Raw genomic sequence first — 15,966 nt, 5'->3', positions numbered from 1 at the left:
GGCGTCTCGCAAGAGAATCGCCCGAGTCTCCGGGGTTAGGAGATTCGGGCGTCAAGCCGTTCGGGAGAAGCTTCCCGGACAAGTTGTGAAAAAAGGTTCTGGCGCTACGGAACCGCAACGAAAGGAAAGCACGCTTTGGCACGTATTGCTGGCGTCAACATTCCGACCGGGAAACGCGTCCCGATCGCTCTTCAATACATCCACGGGATCGGCCCGATGTTCGCGAAACAGATCGTGGACGCCGTCGGTATCGACGATACCCGCCGGGTGAACGACCTGACCGACGCCGAAGTGCTCGCCATCCGCGAATACATCGATGCGCATTTCACCGTTGAGGGTGACCTGCGCCGCGAAGTCTCGATGAACATCAAGCGTCTGATGGACCTTGGCTGCTACCGTGGCCTGCGTCACCGCAAGAACCTCCCGGTTCGCGGTCAGCGCACGCACACCAACGCCCGCACCCGCAAGGGCCCGGCGAAACCGATCGCCGGCAAGAAGAAATAAGGGAGGGTAGCAGATGGCTCGTGATAAAACCCGCGTCAAACGCAAGGAACGCAAAAACATCGCCGCTGGCGTTGTGCATGTGAACTCCTCGTTCAACAACACCAAGATCCTGATTTCCGACGTGCAGGGCAACGCCATTTCGTGGTCGTCCTCGGGCACGATGGGGTTCAAGGGCTCGCGCAAATCGACCCCGTATGCCGCGCAGATGGCCGCCGAAGACGCCGCCCGCAAGGCGCAGGAACACGGTCTGAAAACCGTGGACGTCGAAGTGCAGGGCCCCGGTTCGGGCCGTGAATCGGCGCTGCGCGCGCTGGCCGCGGTTGGCCTCAACATCACCTCGATCCGGGATGTGACGCCGATTGCCCACAATGGCTGCCGCCCGCCCAAGCGTCGCCGCGTCTGATTTGGTACATTAAGCCGGGCCGTGTGGATCACTTCCGCACGGCCCGGTTCGGTTCGTTTTTTCCTCGGGCGTTCCGGATTAGGGACATGGGTCCGGAACAAGAATGGAGGCAGAGCGCATGATCCATAAAAATTGGGCTGAACTGATCAAGCCGACGCAGCTTGACGTCAAGCCGGGCAACGACCCTCAACGACAAGCCACGGTGATCGCCGAACCGCTCGAACGCGGTTTTGGTCTCACGCTGGGCAACGCGCTGCGCCGCGTGCTGATGAGCTCGCTTCAGGGGGCGGCCATCACCTCGGTGCAGATCGACAACGTGCTGCACGAGTTCTCCTCGGTCGCGGGGGTGCGTGAAGATGTCACGGACATCATCCTCAACCTCAAGGGCATCGCGCTGAAGATGGATGTCGAAGGGCCGAAACGGCTCTCGATCTCGGCCAAGGGGCCGGGCGTCGTCACGGGTGGCGATATTTCCGAATCGAATGGCATCGAGGTCCTGAACAAGGATCACGTGATCTGCCACCTCGACGATGGCGCCGACGTGTTCATGGAACTGACGGTCAACACCGGCAAGGGCTATGTCGCGGCGGACAAGAACCGCCCCGAAGATGCGCCGATCGGTCTCATCCCGATCGACGCGATCTATTCGCCGGTGAAAAAGGTCGCCTACGAAGTCCAGCCCACCCGCGAGGGACAGGTGCTCGACTATGACAAGCTGACGATGAAGATCGAGACCGATGGCTCGCTCACGCCGGAAGACGCGGTGGCCTATGCCGCGCGCATCCTGCAAGATCAGCTCTCGATCTTCGTGAACTTCGAAGAACCCGAATCTGCCTCGAAGCAAGACGCCGACGACGGGCTCGAGTTCAACCCGCTGCTGCTCAAGAAGGTCGACGAGCTCGAACTTTCGGTGCGCTCGGCGAACTGCCTGAAGAACGACAACATCGTCTACATTGGCGATCTGATCCAGAAGACCGAAGCCGAGATGCTCCGCACCCCGAACTTCGGCCGCAAATCGCTCAACGAGATCAAGGAAGTGCTCTCGGGCATGGGCCTTCACCTCGGCATGGAAGTCGAGGATTGGCCGCCGGAGAACATCGAAGATCTCGCCAAGCGGTTCGAAGATCAGTTCTGATTGACAGATCCGGGGGGCGTGGCCTAAACGCCCCCCACCAATGCCCGGAGTGCCGGGGAACCTTGGGCATGTGCCCCAACGACGACCTCCGCAACGCACGGGGGCCAACACAAAGCAAAACGCGACTTAGGAGATAATCATGCGTCACGCTCGCGGCTACCGCCGTCTGAACCGCACCCACGAACACCGCAAGGCGCTGTTCGCCAACATGTGCGGCTCGCTCATCGAACACGAACAGATCAAGACCACCCTGCCGAAGGCAAAGGAACTGCGTCCGATCTTCGAAAAGCTCATCACGCTGGCCAAGCGTGGCGACCTGCACGCCCGCCGTCAGGCCGCGGCGATGCTGAAGCAAGATAAAGACGTGGCGAAACTCTTCGAAGTGCTCGGCCCGCGCTACAAGGACCGCAACGGTGGCTACACCCGCGTTCTGAAAGCCGGTTTCCGCTATGGCGACATGGCGCCGATGGCCTTCATCGAGCTCGTCGACCGTGACCTCGCCGCCAAGGGCGCCGCCGACAAGGCCCGTCTTGAGGCCTACGAGGCGGCCGAAGACTGAGCGCTTCTGCAGTCCGATTCGAAAACCCGCCTTCGGGCGGGTTTTTTCATGCGCTCAGGAAGGGAAGTGCTATTGCGACATCAGGCGCGCAATATCGAGACGATTTTACGCAATTGCATATTGAATTTTCTCCGATGGACCTGTCTAAAAAGGCATGTCCATTCACGCCGAGATCAACAAGACCCTTCGCGAGCTGACCCGTCTGGTGCCAGACGGGTATTTCGTGGGTTTGCACATCCGGTTTGCGGCACCGATCATGCAGTTCCAGACCTATCCGGAGGCCTGGAGCGATCATTACACACGGCAGGCCTATGCGCTGCGTGACCCGACGATTGCCTGGGGCTTCTCCGAGGAGGGCGCCTGCCGCTGGAGCGCGTTCACCCTGCCGGATCCGTTCAACATTCTGGGTGAAGCCCGCCGGTTCGGGCTGAATTACGGGGTGACGGTCTCCTGTGGGCCGATCTCCTCGCGCACCATTGCCTCCTTTACCTCGCGAGAACGCGAGTTCCGGGATGACGAGATTGAAATGATCTCGCAACTGGTCCGTCGGCTGCATGAGACAACGCAGCCGCCGGAGGGCCTGACAAAGGCTCAAATCGAGGCCCTGCGGTGCATTGCTGCCGGGGATCGACATGCTGCTGCTGCTGCGAAGCTTGGCATCACGCAGTCTGCGTTCAAGGCACGTCTGCTGTCGGCGCGCGAGCGTCTGATGGCGCGCACGACTGCCGAAGCTATCCAGAGAGCGAAGGAGTATCGGCTGCTTTAAGGTCCCCTGCGGCGGTTCCCCCCGGGCCATTTTCAACCCCGGAGAAACCGATGCAGACCACCACGCTTTCCTTTGCCAACATGCACAACCATGGCGAGCTTTTTGCGAACCTGTTTCGCGCCAGACGGCAAAGTTTCATCGTCCAGAAGAACTGGGACTTGCCCGAAGAGATGGGCATGGAGTTTGACCAGTACGACACGCCGCAAAGCCGCTGGATCGCCATTCACGATCTGGGCCGGGTGCTTGCGGGGATGCGGTTGACGCCCACCACAGCGCGCTGCGGCATCTACAGTTACATGATCCGTGACGCCCAGAATGGCATTCTGGGCGGCTCGATCCCGCAGGATCTGCTTTACGAAAAGGCGCCGAGCGATCCCCAGACCTGGGAAAGCTCGCGGGTCTTCGTGTCGCATGACATCCCGCAAAGCCTGCGGCGCAAGGTGCATTTCGGCCTTGTCGAGGCGATGACGGGCGCGGCGCGTGAGCTCGGGGCGACCCGGCTCGTGGCGCTGACGGCGGCGACCTGGCCGCGCTGGTATGGCCGCTGCGGGCTTGATGCAGAGGCCATCGGGCGCACCATGTTCATCGATGACGGCGACTATCAATGCGTTTCGATCGACCTGAGCGGCAAGATGCACTGACGTCCCATGCCAGGTGCCCGTGACGAGTACCGGCGGCCCCGCGTTTCGCCCTTCCGCGCCGCAACGGCGACGGATAGGGTGGGGCCGCCATGCCTGACCTTTTTGACACGCCTGCCCCGGCCGGGGCCGAAGCGCCCCGGCCTCTCGCGGATCGCATCCGCCCGCGCCACCTCTCCGAGGTGATCGGGCAGCGTCATGTTCTGGGCGCCGAAGGGCCTTTGGGCGCGATGCTGGCCGCAGGTTCGCTCGGCTCGGTGATTTTCTGGGGTCCGCCCGGAGTCGGGAAAACGACGATCGCGCGGCTCCTTGCGCATGAGACAGACCGCGCCTTCGTGCAGATCTCGGCGATTTTTTCGGGCGTGCCGGAACTGCGCAAGGTGTTCGAGGCGGCGAAGCTCCGCGCGACCCAGGGCAAGGGCACGCTCCTTTTTGTCGACGAGATCCACCGCTTCAACAAGGCGCAGCAGGACAGTTTTCTGCCGCATATGGAGGATGGCACGATCCTCCTTGTGGGTGCCACCACTGAGAACCCGAGCTTTGAGCTCAATGCGGCGCTGCTTTCGCGTGCGCAAGTGATCATTCTTGAGCGGCTCAGCCTTGCCGATCTTGAGCGGCTCGCGCAGCGCGCCGAACAGGCGCTTGGCCGCGCGCTCCCCCTCAAGGCGCCCGCGCGCGAGGCGCTTTTGGAAATGGCCGATGGTGACGGGCGCGCCGCGCTCAACCTGATCGAGCAGGTGATGGCCTGGAAGATCGAGGCTCCGCTCGATACGGAGGCGCTTTCCAGCCGGCTGATGCGGCGCGCGGCAAAATACGACAAATCCGGCGATGAGCATTACAACCTGATTTCGGCCTTGCACAAATCCGTGCGCGGATCGGACCCGGATGCCGCGCTCTACTGGTTTGCCCGGATGCTTGAGGGCGGCGAGGATCCGCGGTTTCTCGCCCGCCGCCTGACCCGGATGGCGGTGGAGGATATCGGCCTTGCCGATCCGCAGGCGCAAACGCAGTGCTTGCATGCCTGGGAAACCTATGAGCGGCTGGGCTCGCCCGAGGGGGAGCTCGCGCTTGCCCAGGCGGTGATCTATCTCGCCCTCGCGCCGAAATCGAATGCGGGTTACGTGGCTTACAAGGCGGCGCGCGAGGCCGCGCGCAAGACGGGCTCCGCGCCGCCCCCCGCACATATTCTCAATGCGCCGACGAAGCTGATGGAGGAGCAGGGTTTCGGCGCGGGCTATCAGTATGACCACGACGCCGAAGACGGGTTCTCGGGCCAGCACTATTTCCCCGACGGGATGAAGCGGCCGATCTTCTACAACCCGGTCGAACGCGGCTTCGAGCGCGAGCTGAAAAAGCGGGTGGACTGGTTTGCCAAGCTGCGGGTCAAGCGCGGCAGTTGACAATCCGGCCCAAGAGGGCAAAGGAAACCGCATGATCCAGACCCTCCTCACCGTCGCGCTCGGCGGCGCGCTTGGCGCTTCGGCCCGCTACCTCGTCAACATCACCATGCCCCGGTTGCTCGGGCACGGTTTTCCCTACGCCACCATGATGGTGAATATCCTCGGCTCCTTCCTGATGGGGGTGATGGTGGTGGTGCTGGCGCAAAAGGGCGGCACGCGGCTCGCCCCCTTCCTGATGACCGGGGTGCTGGGCGGCTTCACCACCTTCTCGGCTTTCTCGCTCGATGCGGCGAAGCTCTATGAGGCGGGCGAGGGCATGGCGGCGGCGGGCTATGTGATCGGCTCAGTGGTCATTGCGCTGGCGGCGCTGTTCGCCGGGATGGCTTTTGCGCGAGGGTTCTTTGTATGAGTGCAGTGCAACTGATCAAGGTGAGCGAAGACGAGGGCGAAAGCCGTCTTGACCGCTGGCTGAAGAAGCGCTTTCCGACCCTGACCCAGGGCGCGGTGGAAAAGATGTGCCGCACCGGGCAGGTGCGGGTCGATGGCGGGCGGGCAAAAGCTTCTGACCGGATCGGCCCCGGGATGGAAGTGCGGGTGCCGCCCTTGCCCGAGGCCGGGGCCGAAGCGCCCGTGCGCCGCGCGGAGGAACGGCGCGAGCGGATCAGCATTTCGCCCGCCGACGAGAAGATGATCCAAGCCGCGGTGCTCTGGAAAGACGAGCATATCATCGCGCTCAACAAGCCGCCGGGGCTGCCGAGCCAGGGTGGCTCGGGGCAGGGGGACCGCCATGTCGATGGCCTGCTCGACGCGCTGAAATTCGGCTACAAGGATCGGCCGAAGATGGTGCACCGGCTGGACAAGGATACTTCGGGCGTGCTGCTCATCGCCCGCACCGACCGGATTGCGCGCGCCCTTTCCGAGGCGTTCCGCCTCAAGACCACGCGCAAGATCTACTGGGCGGCGGTGGCGGGGGTGCCCTCTCCCAAGAAGGGCACGATCCGCTACGGTCTGATGAAGGCGCCGGGCCACGGCCGCGGCGGTGAGGGCGAGAAGATGGTCTGTATTCCGCCCGCAAAAGTCGGCGATTACCCCGAGGCAAAACGCGCCACCACCGATTTTGCCGTGATCGATGCGCTTGGGTCGCGCGCAAGCTGGGTCGGCCTCGTGCCGATCACCGGGCGCACGCATCAGCTCCGCGCGCATATGGCCGAACTCGGCCACCCAATCGTGGGTGACGGCAAATATGGCGGCTCGGGGCAGGAGAACCTTGGTGACGGCTGGGGCGCGCAACTCGGCGGCGAGATCTCGCGCAAGCTGCACCTGCACGCCCGCACCATCGCCTTTGATCATCCGATCACGAAAAAGCGCATCACGATCACTGCGCCGCTCCCCGATCATATGGCGCGAACCTGGAAGACGCTCGGCTGGATCGAGGCCGAGGCGCCGCTCGACCCGTTCGAGGACGCGTGATGAAACTTGCGCTTTTCGATGTCGATGGCACGCTCAGCGACAGCCAGGCCCATATTCTTGCGGCGATGACGCAGGCCTTTGCCGGCGAGGCGCTGCCGGTCCCCGCGAAGGAGAAGGTGCTCGCCATTGTCGGGCTCTCGCTGCCCGTCGCGATCGCGCAACTTGCGCCCGAGCACGATGCCCGCACACAGGCCGCTCTGGTTGAGGCTTACAAGCAGAGCTATTTCACCGGCCGCGCCGCCTCTCCTGCGCCGCTTTATCCAGGTGCGAGGGAGTGCTGCCTGCGGCTGGCCGCGCGTGAGGAGATGCTCCTCGGCATGGCGACCGGCAAATCCCGCCGGGGGGTTGAGGCGCTGATTGCTCATCACGGGCTCGAGGGGCTGTTCGTCACCCGGCAGGTGGCCGATGACAACCCCTCCAAACCGCATCCGGGCATGGTGCTTAGCGCACTCTCTGAAGCGGGCGTCGAGCCCCGTGACGCGGTGATGATTGGGGATACCACCTATGATATCGAGATGGGCCGCGCCGCGGGCGTGGCGGTGCTCGGGGTGAGTTGGGGCTATCATCCGGTGGCGGATCTGCGCGCGGCAGGCGCGCCGCGGATCGTGGACAGTTTTGAAGAGCTGGAAATGGCGGTTCTGGAGATTCTGGCATGAGCGGCTGGACGGCGAAACGGTTCTGGAATGAGGCGACGGTTGCGCCTGTCTCGGGCGGCTTCACGGTGCTCCTTGATGGTCGCGCAGTGAAAACGCCCGCGAAACGTGCGCTCGTGGTGCCCTCCCGCGCGATGGCCGAGGCGATGGCCGCCGAGTGTCAGGCGCAGGGCGAGAAGATCGATCCCATGACGATGCCGGTGACCCGTTCGGCCAATGCCGCGCTCGACAAGGTGGCCAGCCAAAAGGCCGAAGTGGCCGAACTCATCTCCGCCTATGGTGAGACCGATCTTCTGTGCTACCGTGCCGAGCGTCCCGAGGAGCTGATCGCCCAACAAGCCGCCGCCTGGAATTGCTGGCTCGACTGGGCCGAGGCGCAGTACGGCGCGCGACTCAGGGTGACAACGGGCGTTGTGCCGATCCTGCAGCCGGCCGCCGCGCTGGTGGCGCTCGCGCGCCGCGTCGAGGCCTGCGATATCTGGGAACTCGCGGCACTTCATGACCTTGTCGGCCTCACGGGCTCGCTTGTGCTTGGTCTTGCCGTGTCTGATGGTGCGCTGCCCGCGGCGCAGGCCTGGGACGTCTCGCGCGTCGACGAGGCCTTCCAGATCGCGCAATGGGGCACCGACGAGGAGGCTGCCGCGCTGGCAGAGCTGAAAAAACAGGCGCTGCTTCACGCTGAGCGATTCTGGATACTGCGGCATACCGCATAATGTGAGGGTTTTCGGACAGGCTCCCTCCTGTTTGCTGCCCGCGATCCGGGCAGCTGCTCAATCAGCGGGCGAATGCCTTGGAGAAATCCGCCATGACGGCTTGACCATCTGGTCCGCATTCGCTCAAACTCCTCATGCTGGGGCATGCCCCAAGACACGTCAGACCCGTGAAGGGCACTCTCACCGCCGCCAAGGCGGCAACTCAGGAAGAGGTAAACATGAAACAATCCGTATTCTTCGGTTCGCTGGTGATGGCGGGCCTCGTGGCCGGCGTTGCCGGGGCGTCGACCCTGGACGAGGTCAAGGCCCGTGGCGAACTGATTTGCGGCGTGAACCCGGGGCTGACCGGCTTCGCCGCTCCGGATGCGAACGGCAACTATCAAGGCTTCGACGTGGCGGTGTGCAAAGCCGTTGCCGCCGCCGTGCTTGGCGACCCGATGAAAGTGAAATATGTCCCGCTGACCGGCGAGACCCGCTTCACCGCGCTCGCCTCGGGCGAAGTGGACATGCTGTCGCGCAACTCCACCTGGACCTTCTCGCGCGATACCGAACTTGCGCTCGATTTCGTTGCCGTGAACTACTATGACGGCCAAGGCTTCATGGTGCACAAGGAGCTTGGTGTTTCGTCGGCCAAGGAACTCGAAGGCGCGACGATCTGCGTGCAGACCGGCACCACCACCGAGATGAACCTCGCCGACTTCTTCAAGGCGAACAACATGACCTACACGCCGGTGAACATCGCCGATGACGCCGAGGGCCAACAGCGCTTCCTCGCCGGTGCCTGCGACAGCTACACCACCGACGCCTCGGGTCTCGCCGCTTCGCGCGCCACCATGCCGAATGCCGATGACATCGTCATCCTGCCCGAAATCATCTCGAAAGAGCCGCTCGGGCCGGCCGTGCGCCACGGCGATAACAACTGGGGCGACATCGTGCGCTGGAGCTTCTATGCGCTCGTCGAAGCCGAAGAATACGGCGTGACCAAGGCGAATCTCGAAGAAGTGGCCGCCTCGACCCAGAACCCGGAAATCCGCCGTCTGCTCGGGCTCGAAGGCGACATGGGCGCGAAGATCGGCCTCGACAACGATTTCGCGAAACGCGCCATCCTTGCCGTCGGCAACTATGGCGAAGTGTTCGAAGCCAATATCGGCGCGGGCACCTCGATCGGTCTGGCGCGCGGCCTCAATGCGCAATGGACCCAGGGCGGGCTGATGTACGCCCCGCCGTTCCGCTAAGCTCTCTGTGCGGCCGGGTGCACCACCCGGCCGCATTCTCTTTTTCGACAAGCGGGATCGCCGGGGCCTCCCCCCATACAGTTGGCGCAAAGCCACAAGGCGACCCGGACAGGGGAAAAGCATGACACTCGCGAGTGATCCGCCGAAAGATGGCTTTCGGCTCTCGATGCTCATTTACGACACGCGGTTCCGCTCCGTCACGATCCAGGTGATCGTGCTTGTGCTGTTCCTTGCGGGTCTGTTCTGGCTTCTCAACAACGCCTATGTGAACCTCGAGGCGAAAGGGAAGGACTTCAACTTCTCCTTCCTCTGGACCCGCGCGGGCTATGACATCGCCCAGACGCTGATCCCCTACACGAACGACGATACGCATATGCGCGCGTTGATCGAGGGGCTCCTGAACACGCTCCTTGTCTCGGTTCTGGGCTGTATCTGCGCGACCATCCTCGGCGTTTTCGTGGGGGTGTTGCGGCTCTCGCACAACTGGCTCGTGGCGCGGATCATGACGGTCTTTGTCGAGACTTTCCGCAACATCCCGCTGCTGTTATGGATCCTGCTCATGGGCACGATCCTGTCGGAAACCCGGCCGAGCCCGCGCGATTTCCGCTTTACCGAGGCGATGCAGGCGGCGGGCGAGACCCCCAAGGCCTCGATGTGGCTCTTCGACACGATCGCAGTCACAAACCGCGGCACGAATGTTGCCGCCCCCGCCTTTTCCAATTCGCTGGGCGAGGTGGTCCTGCCCGGGAACATCCCCGTCAGCCTCAATGCGCTGGCGCTCTTTGCCGTGCTGGCGGCCTCGTTCTGGGGCTGGCGGCGCCTGATGGCCCGCGCCAAGGCGGTGCAGGAGGCAACCGGCACCCGCCCTGCGACATGGTGGCAGACGCCGCTGATCCTGCTGGGGCCGGTCGTTGCCGTCTCACTCGGGCTTGGCTTTCATCTCGATTACCCGGTGATCACGCGGTTTGACTTCACCGGCGGCTTCCAGATGCTGCATTCCTTCACGGCGCTCTTGATCGCACTCACGATCTACACCTCGGCCTTCATCGCCGAGATCGTGCGGGCGGGCATCTTGGCCATTTCCAAGGGGCAAACCGAGGCCGCCTATGCGCTGGGGCTGCGCCCCGGGCGCACGATGAACCTCGTGATCCTGCCGCAGGCGCTCCGCGTGATCGTGCCGCCGCTCATTTCGCAATATCTGAACCTGACGAAGAACTCCTCGCTTGCCATCGCGGTGAGCTACATGGACCTGCGCGGCACGCTGGGTGGCATCACGCTGAACCAGACCGGGCGCGAGCTCGAATGCATGCTCTTGATGATGCTGATCTATCTCACGATCAGCTTGGTGATCTCCTCGGTGATGAACCTCTACAACAAATCGATCAAGCTGAAGGAGCGTTGAGATGACCGAGACCTCCTCCTTCGTCCGCACCGACATGCTGCCGCCTGCGCCGCCTCCGGTGAGCCAGACCGGCGTCATCAAATGGCTGCGCGAGAACCTGTTCTCGGGGCCGCTCAACACGACTCTCACGCTCTGCGGGCTCGGCTTTGCGATCTGGCTCGTGCAGGCCGCGGCGCCGTGGCTGCTGCACTCGGTCTGGAATGCGAATTCGCAAAACGAATGCCGCAGTATCATCGCCGAGACCTGGGGGCCCGAAGCGACCGGCGCTTGCTGGGCGATCATCCGCGCGCGCTGGCACCAGTTCCTGTTCGGCTTCTACCCGATGGATCAGTATTGGCGCATCTACGTGACCTTCGCCGCGCTCTTCGTGGCAATCGCGCCGGTGCTCTTTGCCACGCTGCCGCGCCGGATGCTCTGGCTGTCGCTCCTTTACCCGCTTGTCGCCTTCTGGCTCCTATGGGGCGGGCCGATCTGGGGGCCGGTTTTCACGGCGCTCGGCTTCGGGCTCTGGGCGGCGGTGTTCCTTGCGCTCTCGGTGCGGCTTGGCGTCGTGGTGGCCGCGGGCATCGGCCTTGTTGCCGCCGCGGTCTTCTGGATCTATGGCGTCGGCGCGCTTGAGGCGAGCATGCAATCGGTTCTGCCGCTCGCGCTCCCCGAGGTGGACAGCGATCAGTTCGGCGGCTTCCTCCTGGCGCTGGTGATCGGGGTGACGGCGATCGTCGTCTCGCTGCCGATGGGGGTGTTGCTCGCGCTTGGCCGGCAATCAGACATGCTGATCATCAAATCGCTCTCGGTGGGCTTCATCGAGTTCATCCGCGGCGTGCCGCTGATCACGCTGCTGTTCACCGCCTCGCTGCTTTTGCAATACTTCCTGCCCTCGGGGACCAGCTTCGACTTGATCCTGCGGGTGGTGATTCTCGTCACCTTCTTCGCCGCGGCCTATATCGCCGAAGTGATCCGGGGCGGGCTCGCGGCGCTGCCGCGCGGGCAATACGAGGCGGCCGACGCGCTCGGCCTCGATTACTGGCAGGCGCAGCGGCTGATCATCATGCCGCAGGCGCTGAAAATCTCCATCCCCGGCATCGTCTCCACCTTCATCGGCATGTTCAAGGATACCACGCTCGTCGCCTTCGTCGGGCTGATGGATCCGCTCAAGGGCATCTCGACAGTGGTGCGGGCCGACCTGAACTGGAAGGGCGTCTACTGGGAGCCCTATATCTTCGTTGCCGTGATCTTCTTCATCTTCAACTTCAGCATGTCGCGCTACTCGATGTTTCTCGAGCGCAAGCTGAAGCGTGACCACCGTTAAGGAGGGGCCCATGTCGGAGCCGAACATCCAATCCGCCCGCGCAAAGATGCAGGTCAGCGACGAGGTCGCGGTCCAGATCACCGCCATGAACAAATGGTATGGCCAGTTCCATGTGCTGCGCGACATCAACCTGACAGTGAACCGCGGTGAGCGGATCGTCATCGCCGGGCCCTCGGGCTCGGGCAAATCGACGATGATTCGCTGCATCAACCGGCTTGAGGAGCATCAATCCGGACAGATCATCGTGGATGGGATCGAACTGACGTCGGATTTGAAGAACATCGACAAGGTGCGCTCGGAAGTGGGGATGGTGTTTCAGCACTTCAACCTGTTCCCGCATCTGACGATTCTGGAAAACCTGACGCTCGCGCCCATTTGGGTGCGCAAGGTGCCCAAGCGCGAGGCCGAGGAAACGGCGATGTATTTCCTCGAAAAGGTGAAAATCCCGGAGCAGGCGCACAAATACCCCGGCCAGCTTTCAGGCGGCCAGCAGCAGCGCGTGGCGATTGCGCGCTCGCTCTGCATGAAGCCGCGGATCATGCTCTTTGACGAGCCGACCTCGGCGCTTGACCCCGAGATGATCAAGGAGGTGCTCGACACGATGATCGAGCTCGCCGAGGAGGGCATGACGATGCTCTGCGTCACCCATGAGATGGGTTTTGCCCAGGCGGTGGCGAACCGGGTGATCTTCATGGCCGATGGTCAGATCGTCGAGCAGAACAACCCGCATGACTTCTTCAACAATCCGCAATCGGAGCGGACGAAGCAGTTCCTGAGCCAGATCCTCGGGCATTGAGCTGTGGGGGCGCTGCCCCGCCGAGGCAATGCCTCGGCCCCCCGGGATACTTAGAGCAAGAGGAAAGGGCCGCCGCTTCGGGGGCCCTTTTTATCACTTGCCGCGGGTGGAAGGGGTGAAGAAGTCGAGCAGTGAGCCCTGACCGGGGGCGACATCGCGCCAGTCCTCGATCTGGAAATCGACGATCAGCGTGGCGCAGGTCGGATATTTGCGGAAATCGGGGTCATAGATCGGGCGCGAGGGCAGGCTCGCGGCGAATTCACCGATGCCGGGGTTATGGGCGATCAGCATCACCGTGGAGGCCGTGGCCTTGCGCAGCTCGGCCAGGAGCGTCTCCGGGGTGGCCTGATAGAGCGCGTCGATCAGATGCACTTCGGGGCGGGTCTCGATCACCGCCGAGGCGACACCTTCCCAGGTCTCGCGGGTGCGCAGCGCGCTCGAGCACAGCACTTCCTCGGGCTCAAGCCCGCGCGAGGCAAGAAAATCGCCGAGTTCGCGCGCCGCGGTTTGTCCACGCGGATTGAGCGGGCGGCGCTTGTCTTCCATAGCCGGGTCATCCCAGCTCGATTTTGCGTGGCGGGTGAGGATCAGTCGGCGGTGTCCGGCGGGGGTCATGTGTGAAATTGCCTCAAGTGCCATGCGGATTGTTGTTCCAACCTGCCATAGCTTCGGCTCAGGGGGCAAGCTTGCCGCGCAAGACAGCCCAGAGAAAGACAATTTGCCCCTGCCTCGGTGTTAAGGAAACTTCGGCAGGCGGGCACGTCATAGCCTGTGGCGGTCATCGCCCCGGCCGGGCAGGTCTCGGTGCAGGGGGCAGGACAGCCTTCGCAGGGCGAGGGGCCGGGGACCGGCTGCGGCAGATGCCCGGGCAGCAACAGCGCGCCGCGCAAAGAGACTTGCAGCCCCATGCGCCGATGCACCAGAAGCCGCGTCGGCGCGGCAAAGGCCTGCCCTGATTCGATCGCCCAGCGATAGAAAGGGGGGAACGGGGGGCCATCGGAGGGGAAGAGCGCCCGCCCTCCCGCTTGCGCGGCCATCCTCCCGATCACGCGTTTCGACCAGCGGTCGAGCGGATCGGCCGCCCCGTCTTCGAATTCGGGTTGCGCGGTGACATGCGCCCAGAAGCCGGGCTCCTCCGGCGCCAGAAGGATCACCGTCTCCGCCCCGTCATGCGCGATTCCAGCGACAAAAAGGCGCGCCGCGTCAAGGGCTTCGGGCAGGGCTTCGGGCAGGTTCACCGCCGCCGCGGTTTCACGCGGGTCTGGGTGGAGCGGATCATCGAGCCCGCGCCATGTTCGGTGAACAGCTCGAGCAGGCAGGCGTTGGGCACCCGGCCATCAAGAATCACCACCGCGCGCACGCCTTCCTTTACCGCCTTGAGCGCGGTTTCGACCTTCGGGATCATGCCGCCGGAAATCGTTTCATCCTCGATGAGCGCCTGTACCTCGTCGGGCGTCATCTGGGTGATCACCTCGCCCGCCTTGTTCTTCACCCCCGCCACATCGGTGAGCAAAAGCAGCCGGTCGGCCTGCAGCGCGCCCGCAATCGCGCCTGCGGCGGTGTCGCCATTGACGTTGAAGGTCTCGTTATCGTTCACGCCCGTTGCCACCGGCGCGATCACCGGGATCATGCCGGCGGAATAAAGATCGCGGATCACCTGCACGTTCATCTCGACCGGGCGGCCCACAAAGCCCAGTTCCGGGTCATCGGGTTCGCAGACCATCAGATCGTCGTCCTTGCCGGAAATGCCGACCGCCCGCCCGCCCTGATCGTTGATCGCCTGCACGATGCGCTTGTTCACGAGCCCCGAGAGGATCATCTCGACCACTTCGACGGTTGCCTTGTCGGTGACGCGCTTGCCGCGCACCCAATCCGATTTGATACCAAGCTTCGCCAGCATCTCGTTGATCATCGGCCCGCCGCCATGCACCACGACCGGGTTCATACCGACCTGCTTCATCAGCACGACATCGCGGGCAAATTCCGCCATCGCGTCATCGTCGCCCATCGCATTGCCGCCAAATTTCACCACCACCACGGCGCCGGTATAGCGTTGCAGATAGGGAAGCGCCTCGGAAAGCGTCTTCGCAGTGGCGATCCAGTCACGATCCATCGTCTGTTTTCTCATCGGCGGCCCTCGGGGTGTCGGCAACATGGTTAGAACCAAACGCCCCCCCTGCCAAGGGCATTGCCATTGCCGCGCCGAGGTTTAGGTTTGGTGCAAAGTCAGGAGTATGTGATGGACGGACGCAAGGTGATGCTGTTGACGGGGGCAAGCCGCGGGATCGGCCATGCCACGGTGAAGCGGTTTGCGCGCGAGGGCTGGCGCATCATCACCTGCTCGCGCCAGCCCTTCCCCGAGCAATGCCCCTGGGGCGGCGGGCGCGAGGATCACATTCAGGTCGATCTGGGGGATCCGAACGCCACGATCGAGGCGATTGCCGAGATCAAATCGCGCCTCGACGGGCGGCTCCACGCGCTTGTGAACAACGCCGGCATCTCGCCCAAGGGGCCGGGCGGATCGCGGCTCAACACGATCGAGACCGACCTGCGCACCTGGGGGCAGGTGTTCCATGTGAACTTTTTCGCCTCCATCGTGCTCGCGCGCGGGTTGAAGGACGAGCTTTCCGCAGCCAAGGGCGCGGTGGTCAATGTCACCTCGATTGCGGGCTCGCGCGTGCATCCGTTCGCGGGGGCGGCCTATTCCACCTCGAAAGCGGCGCTCAAGGCGCTCACTCGCGAGATGGCGCATGATTTCGGGCCGATGGGGGTGCGGGTGAATGCGATTGCGCCGGGCGAGATTGAAACCTCGATCCTGTCGCCCGGCACCGAGAAGATCGTCGAAGGCTTGCCGCTGCGTCGGCTCGGCCAGCCGCGCGAAGTGGCCGATGTGATCTGGTTTCTCTGCTCGGAAGCCTCGAGCTATGTGACCGGCACCGAGATCGAGGTGAATGCCGGCCAGCATGTCTGACCGCTGCGGGGG

The 15,966-nt window shown here is 63.5% G+C and carries 19 protein-coding genes; 16 read left to right on the top strand and 3 right to left on the bottom strand.

From position 1 onward, the window contains the following. The first annotated feature begins 135 nt into the window (after positions 1–135). The 15 genes from rpsM to CRO22_RS03080 all read left to right on the top strand — a co-directional run bounded on the left by rpsM (position 136) and on the right by CRO22_RS03080 (position 12,983). Positions 136–504, top strand: coding sequence for a 30S ribosomal protein S13 (gene rpsM / locus CRO22_RS03150; protein WP_097068621.1), 369 nt, complete (start codon positions 136–138; stop codon positions 502–504). A gap of 13 nt (positions 505–517) precedes the next feature. Then, the gene (gene rpsK / locus CRO22_RS03145) at positions 518–907 is read left to right on the top strand and encodes a 30S ribosomal protein S11 (RefSeq protein WP_013066070.1); all 390 of its coding nucleotides are present in this window, start codon (positions 518–520) and stop codon (positions 905–907) included. A gap of 118 nt (positions 908–1,025) precedes the next feature. Then, the gene (locus CRO22_RS03140; protein ID WP_097068880.1) at positions 1,026–2,042 is read left to right on the top strand and encodes a DNA-directed RNA polymerase subunit alpha; all 1,017 of its coding nucleotides are present in this window, start codon (positions 1,026–1,028) and stop codon (positions 2,040–2,042) included. 139 nt (positions 2,043–2,181) lie between these two features. Then, the gene (gene rplQ / locus CRO22_RS03135) at positions 2,182–2,601 is read left to right on the top strand and encodes a 50S ribosomal protein L17 (protein WP_097068620.1); all 420 of its coding nucleotides are present in this window, start codon (positions 2,182–2,184) and stop codon (positions 2,599–2,601) included. 154 nt (positions 2,602–2,755) lie between these two features. After that, a complete protein-coding gene (locus CRO22_RS03130; RefSeq protein WP_097068619.1) occupies positions 2,756–3,367 on the top strand; it encodes an autoinducer binding domain-containing protein in 612 nt (203 codons plus the stop codon). Positions 3,368–3,417: 50 nt separating this feature from the next. After that, a complete protein-coding gene (locus tag CRO22_RS03125; RefSeq protein WP_097068618.1) occupies positions 3,418–4,008 on the top strand; it encodes an acyl-homoserine-lactone synthase in 591 nt (196 codons plus the stop codon). Positions 4,009–4,097: 89 nt separating this feature from the next. Further along, a complete protein-coding gene (locus CRO22_RS03120) occupies positions 4,098–5,405 on the top strand; it encodes a replication-associated recombination protein A (RefSeq protein WP_097068617.1) in 1,308 nt (435 codons plus the stop codon). A 31-nt stretch (positions 5,406–5,436) separates the two neighbouring features. Next, entirely contained in the window at positions 5,437–5,814 is a 378-nt protein-coding gene (gene crcB, locus CRO22_RS03115; RefSeq protein WP_097068616.1) for a fluoride efflux transporter CrcB, read from the top strand. Continuing rightward, positions 5,811–6,875: an RluA family pseudouridine synthase gene (locus CRO22_RS03110; protein ID WP_097068615.1), complete on the top strand. Its 1,065-nt coding sequence runs from the start codon at positions 5,811–5,813 to the stop codon at positions 6,873–6,875. Before crcB ends, CRO22_RS03110 begins: the two co-directional genes overlap by 4 nt. After that, complete coding sequence (locus tag CRO22_RS03105; RefSeq protein ID WP_097068614.1) at positions 6,875–7,531, top strand: HAD-IA family hydrolase; 657 nt, start codon at positions 6,875–6,877, stop codon at positions 7,529–7,531. Before CRO22_RS03110 ends, CRO22_RS03105 begins: the two co-directional genes overlap by 1 nt. Further along, positions 7,528–8,241, top strand: coding sequence for an ATP12 family chaperone protein (locus CRO22_RS03100; RefSeq protein WP_097068613.1), 714 nt, complete (start codon positions 7,528–7,530; stop codon positions 8,239–8,241). Before CRO22_RS03105 ends, CRO22_RS03100 begins: the two co-directional genes overlap by 4 nt. Before the next feature lie 218 nt (positions 8,242–8,459). After that, positions 8,460–9,476, top strand: coding sequence for an amino acid ABC transporter substrate-binding protein (locus tag CRO22_RS03095; protein WP_097068612.1), 1,017 nt, complete (start codon positions 8,460–8,462; stop codon positions 9,474–9,476). Positions 9,477–9,597: 121 nt separating this feature from the next. Next, a complete protein-coding gene (locus CRO22_RS03090) occupies positions 9,598–10,878 on the top strand; it encodes an amino acid ABC transporter permease (protein WP_097068611.1) in 1,281 nt (426 codons plus the stop codon). Position 10,879: 1 nt separating this feature from the next. Then, positions 10,880–12,187 carry an amino acid ABC transporter permease gene (locus CRO22_RS03085; protein ID WP_097068610.1) on the top strand — a complete coding sequence of 436 codons (1,308 nt, stop codon included), beginning with the start codon at positions 10,880–10,882 and terminating at the stop codon, positions 12,185–12,187. 10 nt (positions 12,188–12,197) lie between these two features. Next, positions 12,198–12,983: an amino acid ABC transporter ATP-binding protein gene (locus tag CRO22_RS03080; protein ID WP_097068609.1), complete on the top strand. Its 786-nt coding sequence runs from the start codon at positions 12,198–12,200 to the stop codon at positions 12,981–12,983. 93 nt (positions 12,984–13,076) lie between these two features. On the opposite strand, the gene CRO22_RS03075 is transcribed toward CRO22_RS03080, so the two are convergent. The 3 genes from CRO22_RS03075 to argB are packed head-to-tail and all read right to left on the bottom strand — an operon-like array spanning position 13,077 to position 15,096. Then, positions 13,077–13,598, bottom strand: coding sequence for a SixA phosphatase family protein (locus CRO22_RS03075; RefSeq protein ID WP_097068608.1), 522 nt, complete (start codon positions 13,596–13,598; stop codon positions 13,077–13,079). Next, positions 13,595–14,221, bottom strand: a complete 627-nt coding sequence (locus tag CRO22_RS03070; RefSeq protein ID WP_097068607.1) for a ferredoxin — start codon at positions 14,219–14,221, stop codon at positions 13,595–13,597. The genes CRO22_RS03075 and CRO22_RS03070 overlap by 4 nt, the downstream gene beginning before the upstream one ends. Beyond that, positions 14,218–15,096: an acetylglutamate kinase gene (argB, locus tag CRO22_RS03065; protein WP_097068606.1), complete on the bottom strand. Its 879-nt coding sequence runs from the start codon at positions 15,094–15,096 to the stop codon at positions 14,218–14,220. The genes CRO22_RS03070 and argB overlap by 4 nt, the downstream gene beginning before the upstream one ends. A 126-nt stretch (positions 15,097–15,222) precedes the next feature. On the opposite strand from argB, the gene CRO22_RS03060 reads away from it, so the two are divergent. Beyond that, a complete protein-coding gene (locus CRO22_RS03060) occupies positions 15,223–15,954 on the top strand; it encodes an SDR family NAD(P)-dependent oxidoreductase (RefSeq protein WP_097068605.1) in 732 nt (243 codons plus the stop codon). Positions 15,955–15,966 lie beyond the last annotated feature (12 nt).

The sequence above is a fragment of the Rhodobacter maris genome, assembly GCF_900217815.1.
Lineage (GTDB): Bacteria > Pseudomonadota > Alphaproteobacteria > Rhodobacterales > Rhodobacteraceae > Rhodobacter > Rhodobacter maris.
The sequence above is the reverse complement of the archived record's forward strand: the minus strand, read 5'-3'. Positions and strand labels throughout refer to the sequence as shown.

Bases quoted from the DNA above. Each gene is read 5' to 3' on its own strand.
- rpsK (WP_013066070.1), top strand. From the start codon at position 518: ATGGCTCGTGATAAAACCCGCGTCAAACGCAAGGAACGCAAAAACATC.
- CRO22_RS03140 (WP_097068880.1), top strand. From the start codon at position 1,026: ATGATCCATAAAAATTGGGCTGAACTGATCAAGCCGACGCAGCTTGAC.
- rplQ (WP_097068620.1), top strand. From the start codon at position 2,182: ATGCGTCACGCTCGCGGCTACCGCCGTCTGAACCGCACCCACGAACAC.
- CRO22_RS03130 (WP_097068619.1), top strand. From the start codon at position 2,756: ATGTCCATTCACGCCGAGATCAACAAGACCCTTCGCGAGCTGACCCGT.
- CRO22_RS03125 (WP_097068618.1), top strand. From the start codon at position 3,418: ATGCAGACCACCACGCTTTCCTTTGCCAACATGCACAACCATGGCGAG.
- CRO22_RS03120 (WP_097068617.1), top strand. From the start codon at position 4,098: ATGCCTGACCTTTTTGACACGCCTGCCCCGGCCGGGGCCGAAGCGCCC.
- crcB (WP_097068616.1), top strand. From the start codon at position 5,437: ATGATCCAGACCCTCCTCACCGTCGCGCTCGGCGGCGCGCTTGGCGCT.
- CRO22_RS03110 (WP_097068615.1), top strand. From the start codon at position 5,811: ATGAGTGCAGTGCAACTGATCAAGGTGAGCGAAGACGAGGGCGAAAGC.
- CRO22_RS03105 (WP_097068614.1), top strand. From the start codon at position 6,875: ATGAAACTTGCGCTTTTCGATGTCGATGGCACGCTCAGCGACAGCCAG.
- CRO22_RS03100 (WP_097068613.1), top strand. From the start codon at position 7,528: ATGAGCGGCTGGACGGCGAAACGGTTCTGGAATGAGGCGACGGTTGCG.
- CRO22_RS03095 (WP_097068612.1), top strand. From the start codon at position 8,460: ATGAAACAATCCGTATTCTTCGGTTCGCTGGTGATGGCGGGCCTCGTG.
- CRO22_RS03090 (WP_097068611.1), top strand. From the start codon at position 9,598: ATGACACTCGCGAGTGATCCGCCGAAAGATGGCTTTCGGCTCTCGATG.
- CRO22_RS03085 (WP_097068610.1), top strand. From the start codon at position 10,880: ATGACCGAGACCTCCTCCTTCGTCCGCACCGACATGCTGCCGCCTGCG.
- CRO22_RS03080 (WP_097068609.1), top strand. From the start codon at position 12,198: ATGTCGGAGCCGAACATCCAATCCGCCCGCGCAAAGATGCAGGTCAGC.
- CRO22_RS03075 (WP_097068608.1), bottom strand. From the start codon at position 13,598: ATGACCCCCGCCGGACACCGCCGACTGATCCTCACCCGCCACGCAAAA.
- argB (WP_097068606.1), bottom strand. From the start codon at position 15,096: ATGGATCGTGACTGGATCGCCACTGCGAAGACGCTTTCCGAGGCGCTT.
- CRO22_RS03060 (WP_097068605.1), top strand. From the start codon at position 15,223: ATGGACGGACGCAAGGTGATGCTGTTGACGGGGGCAAGCCGCGGGATC.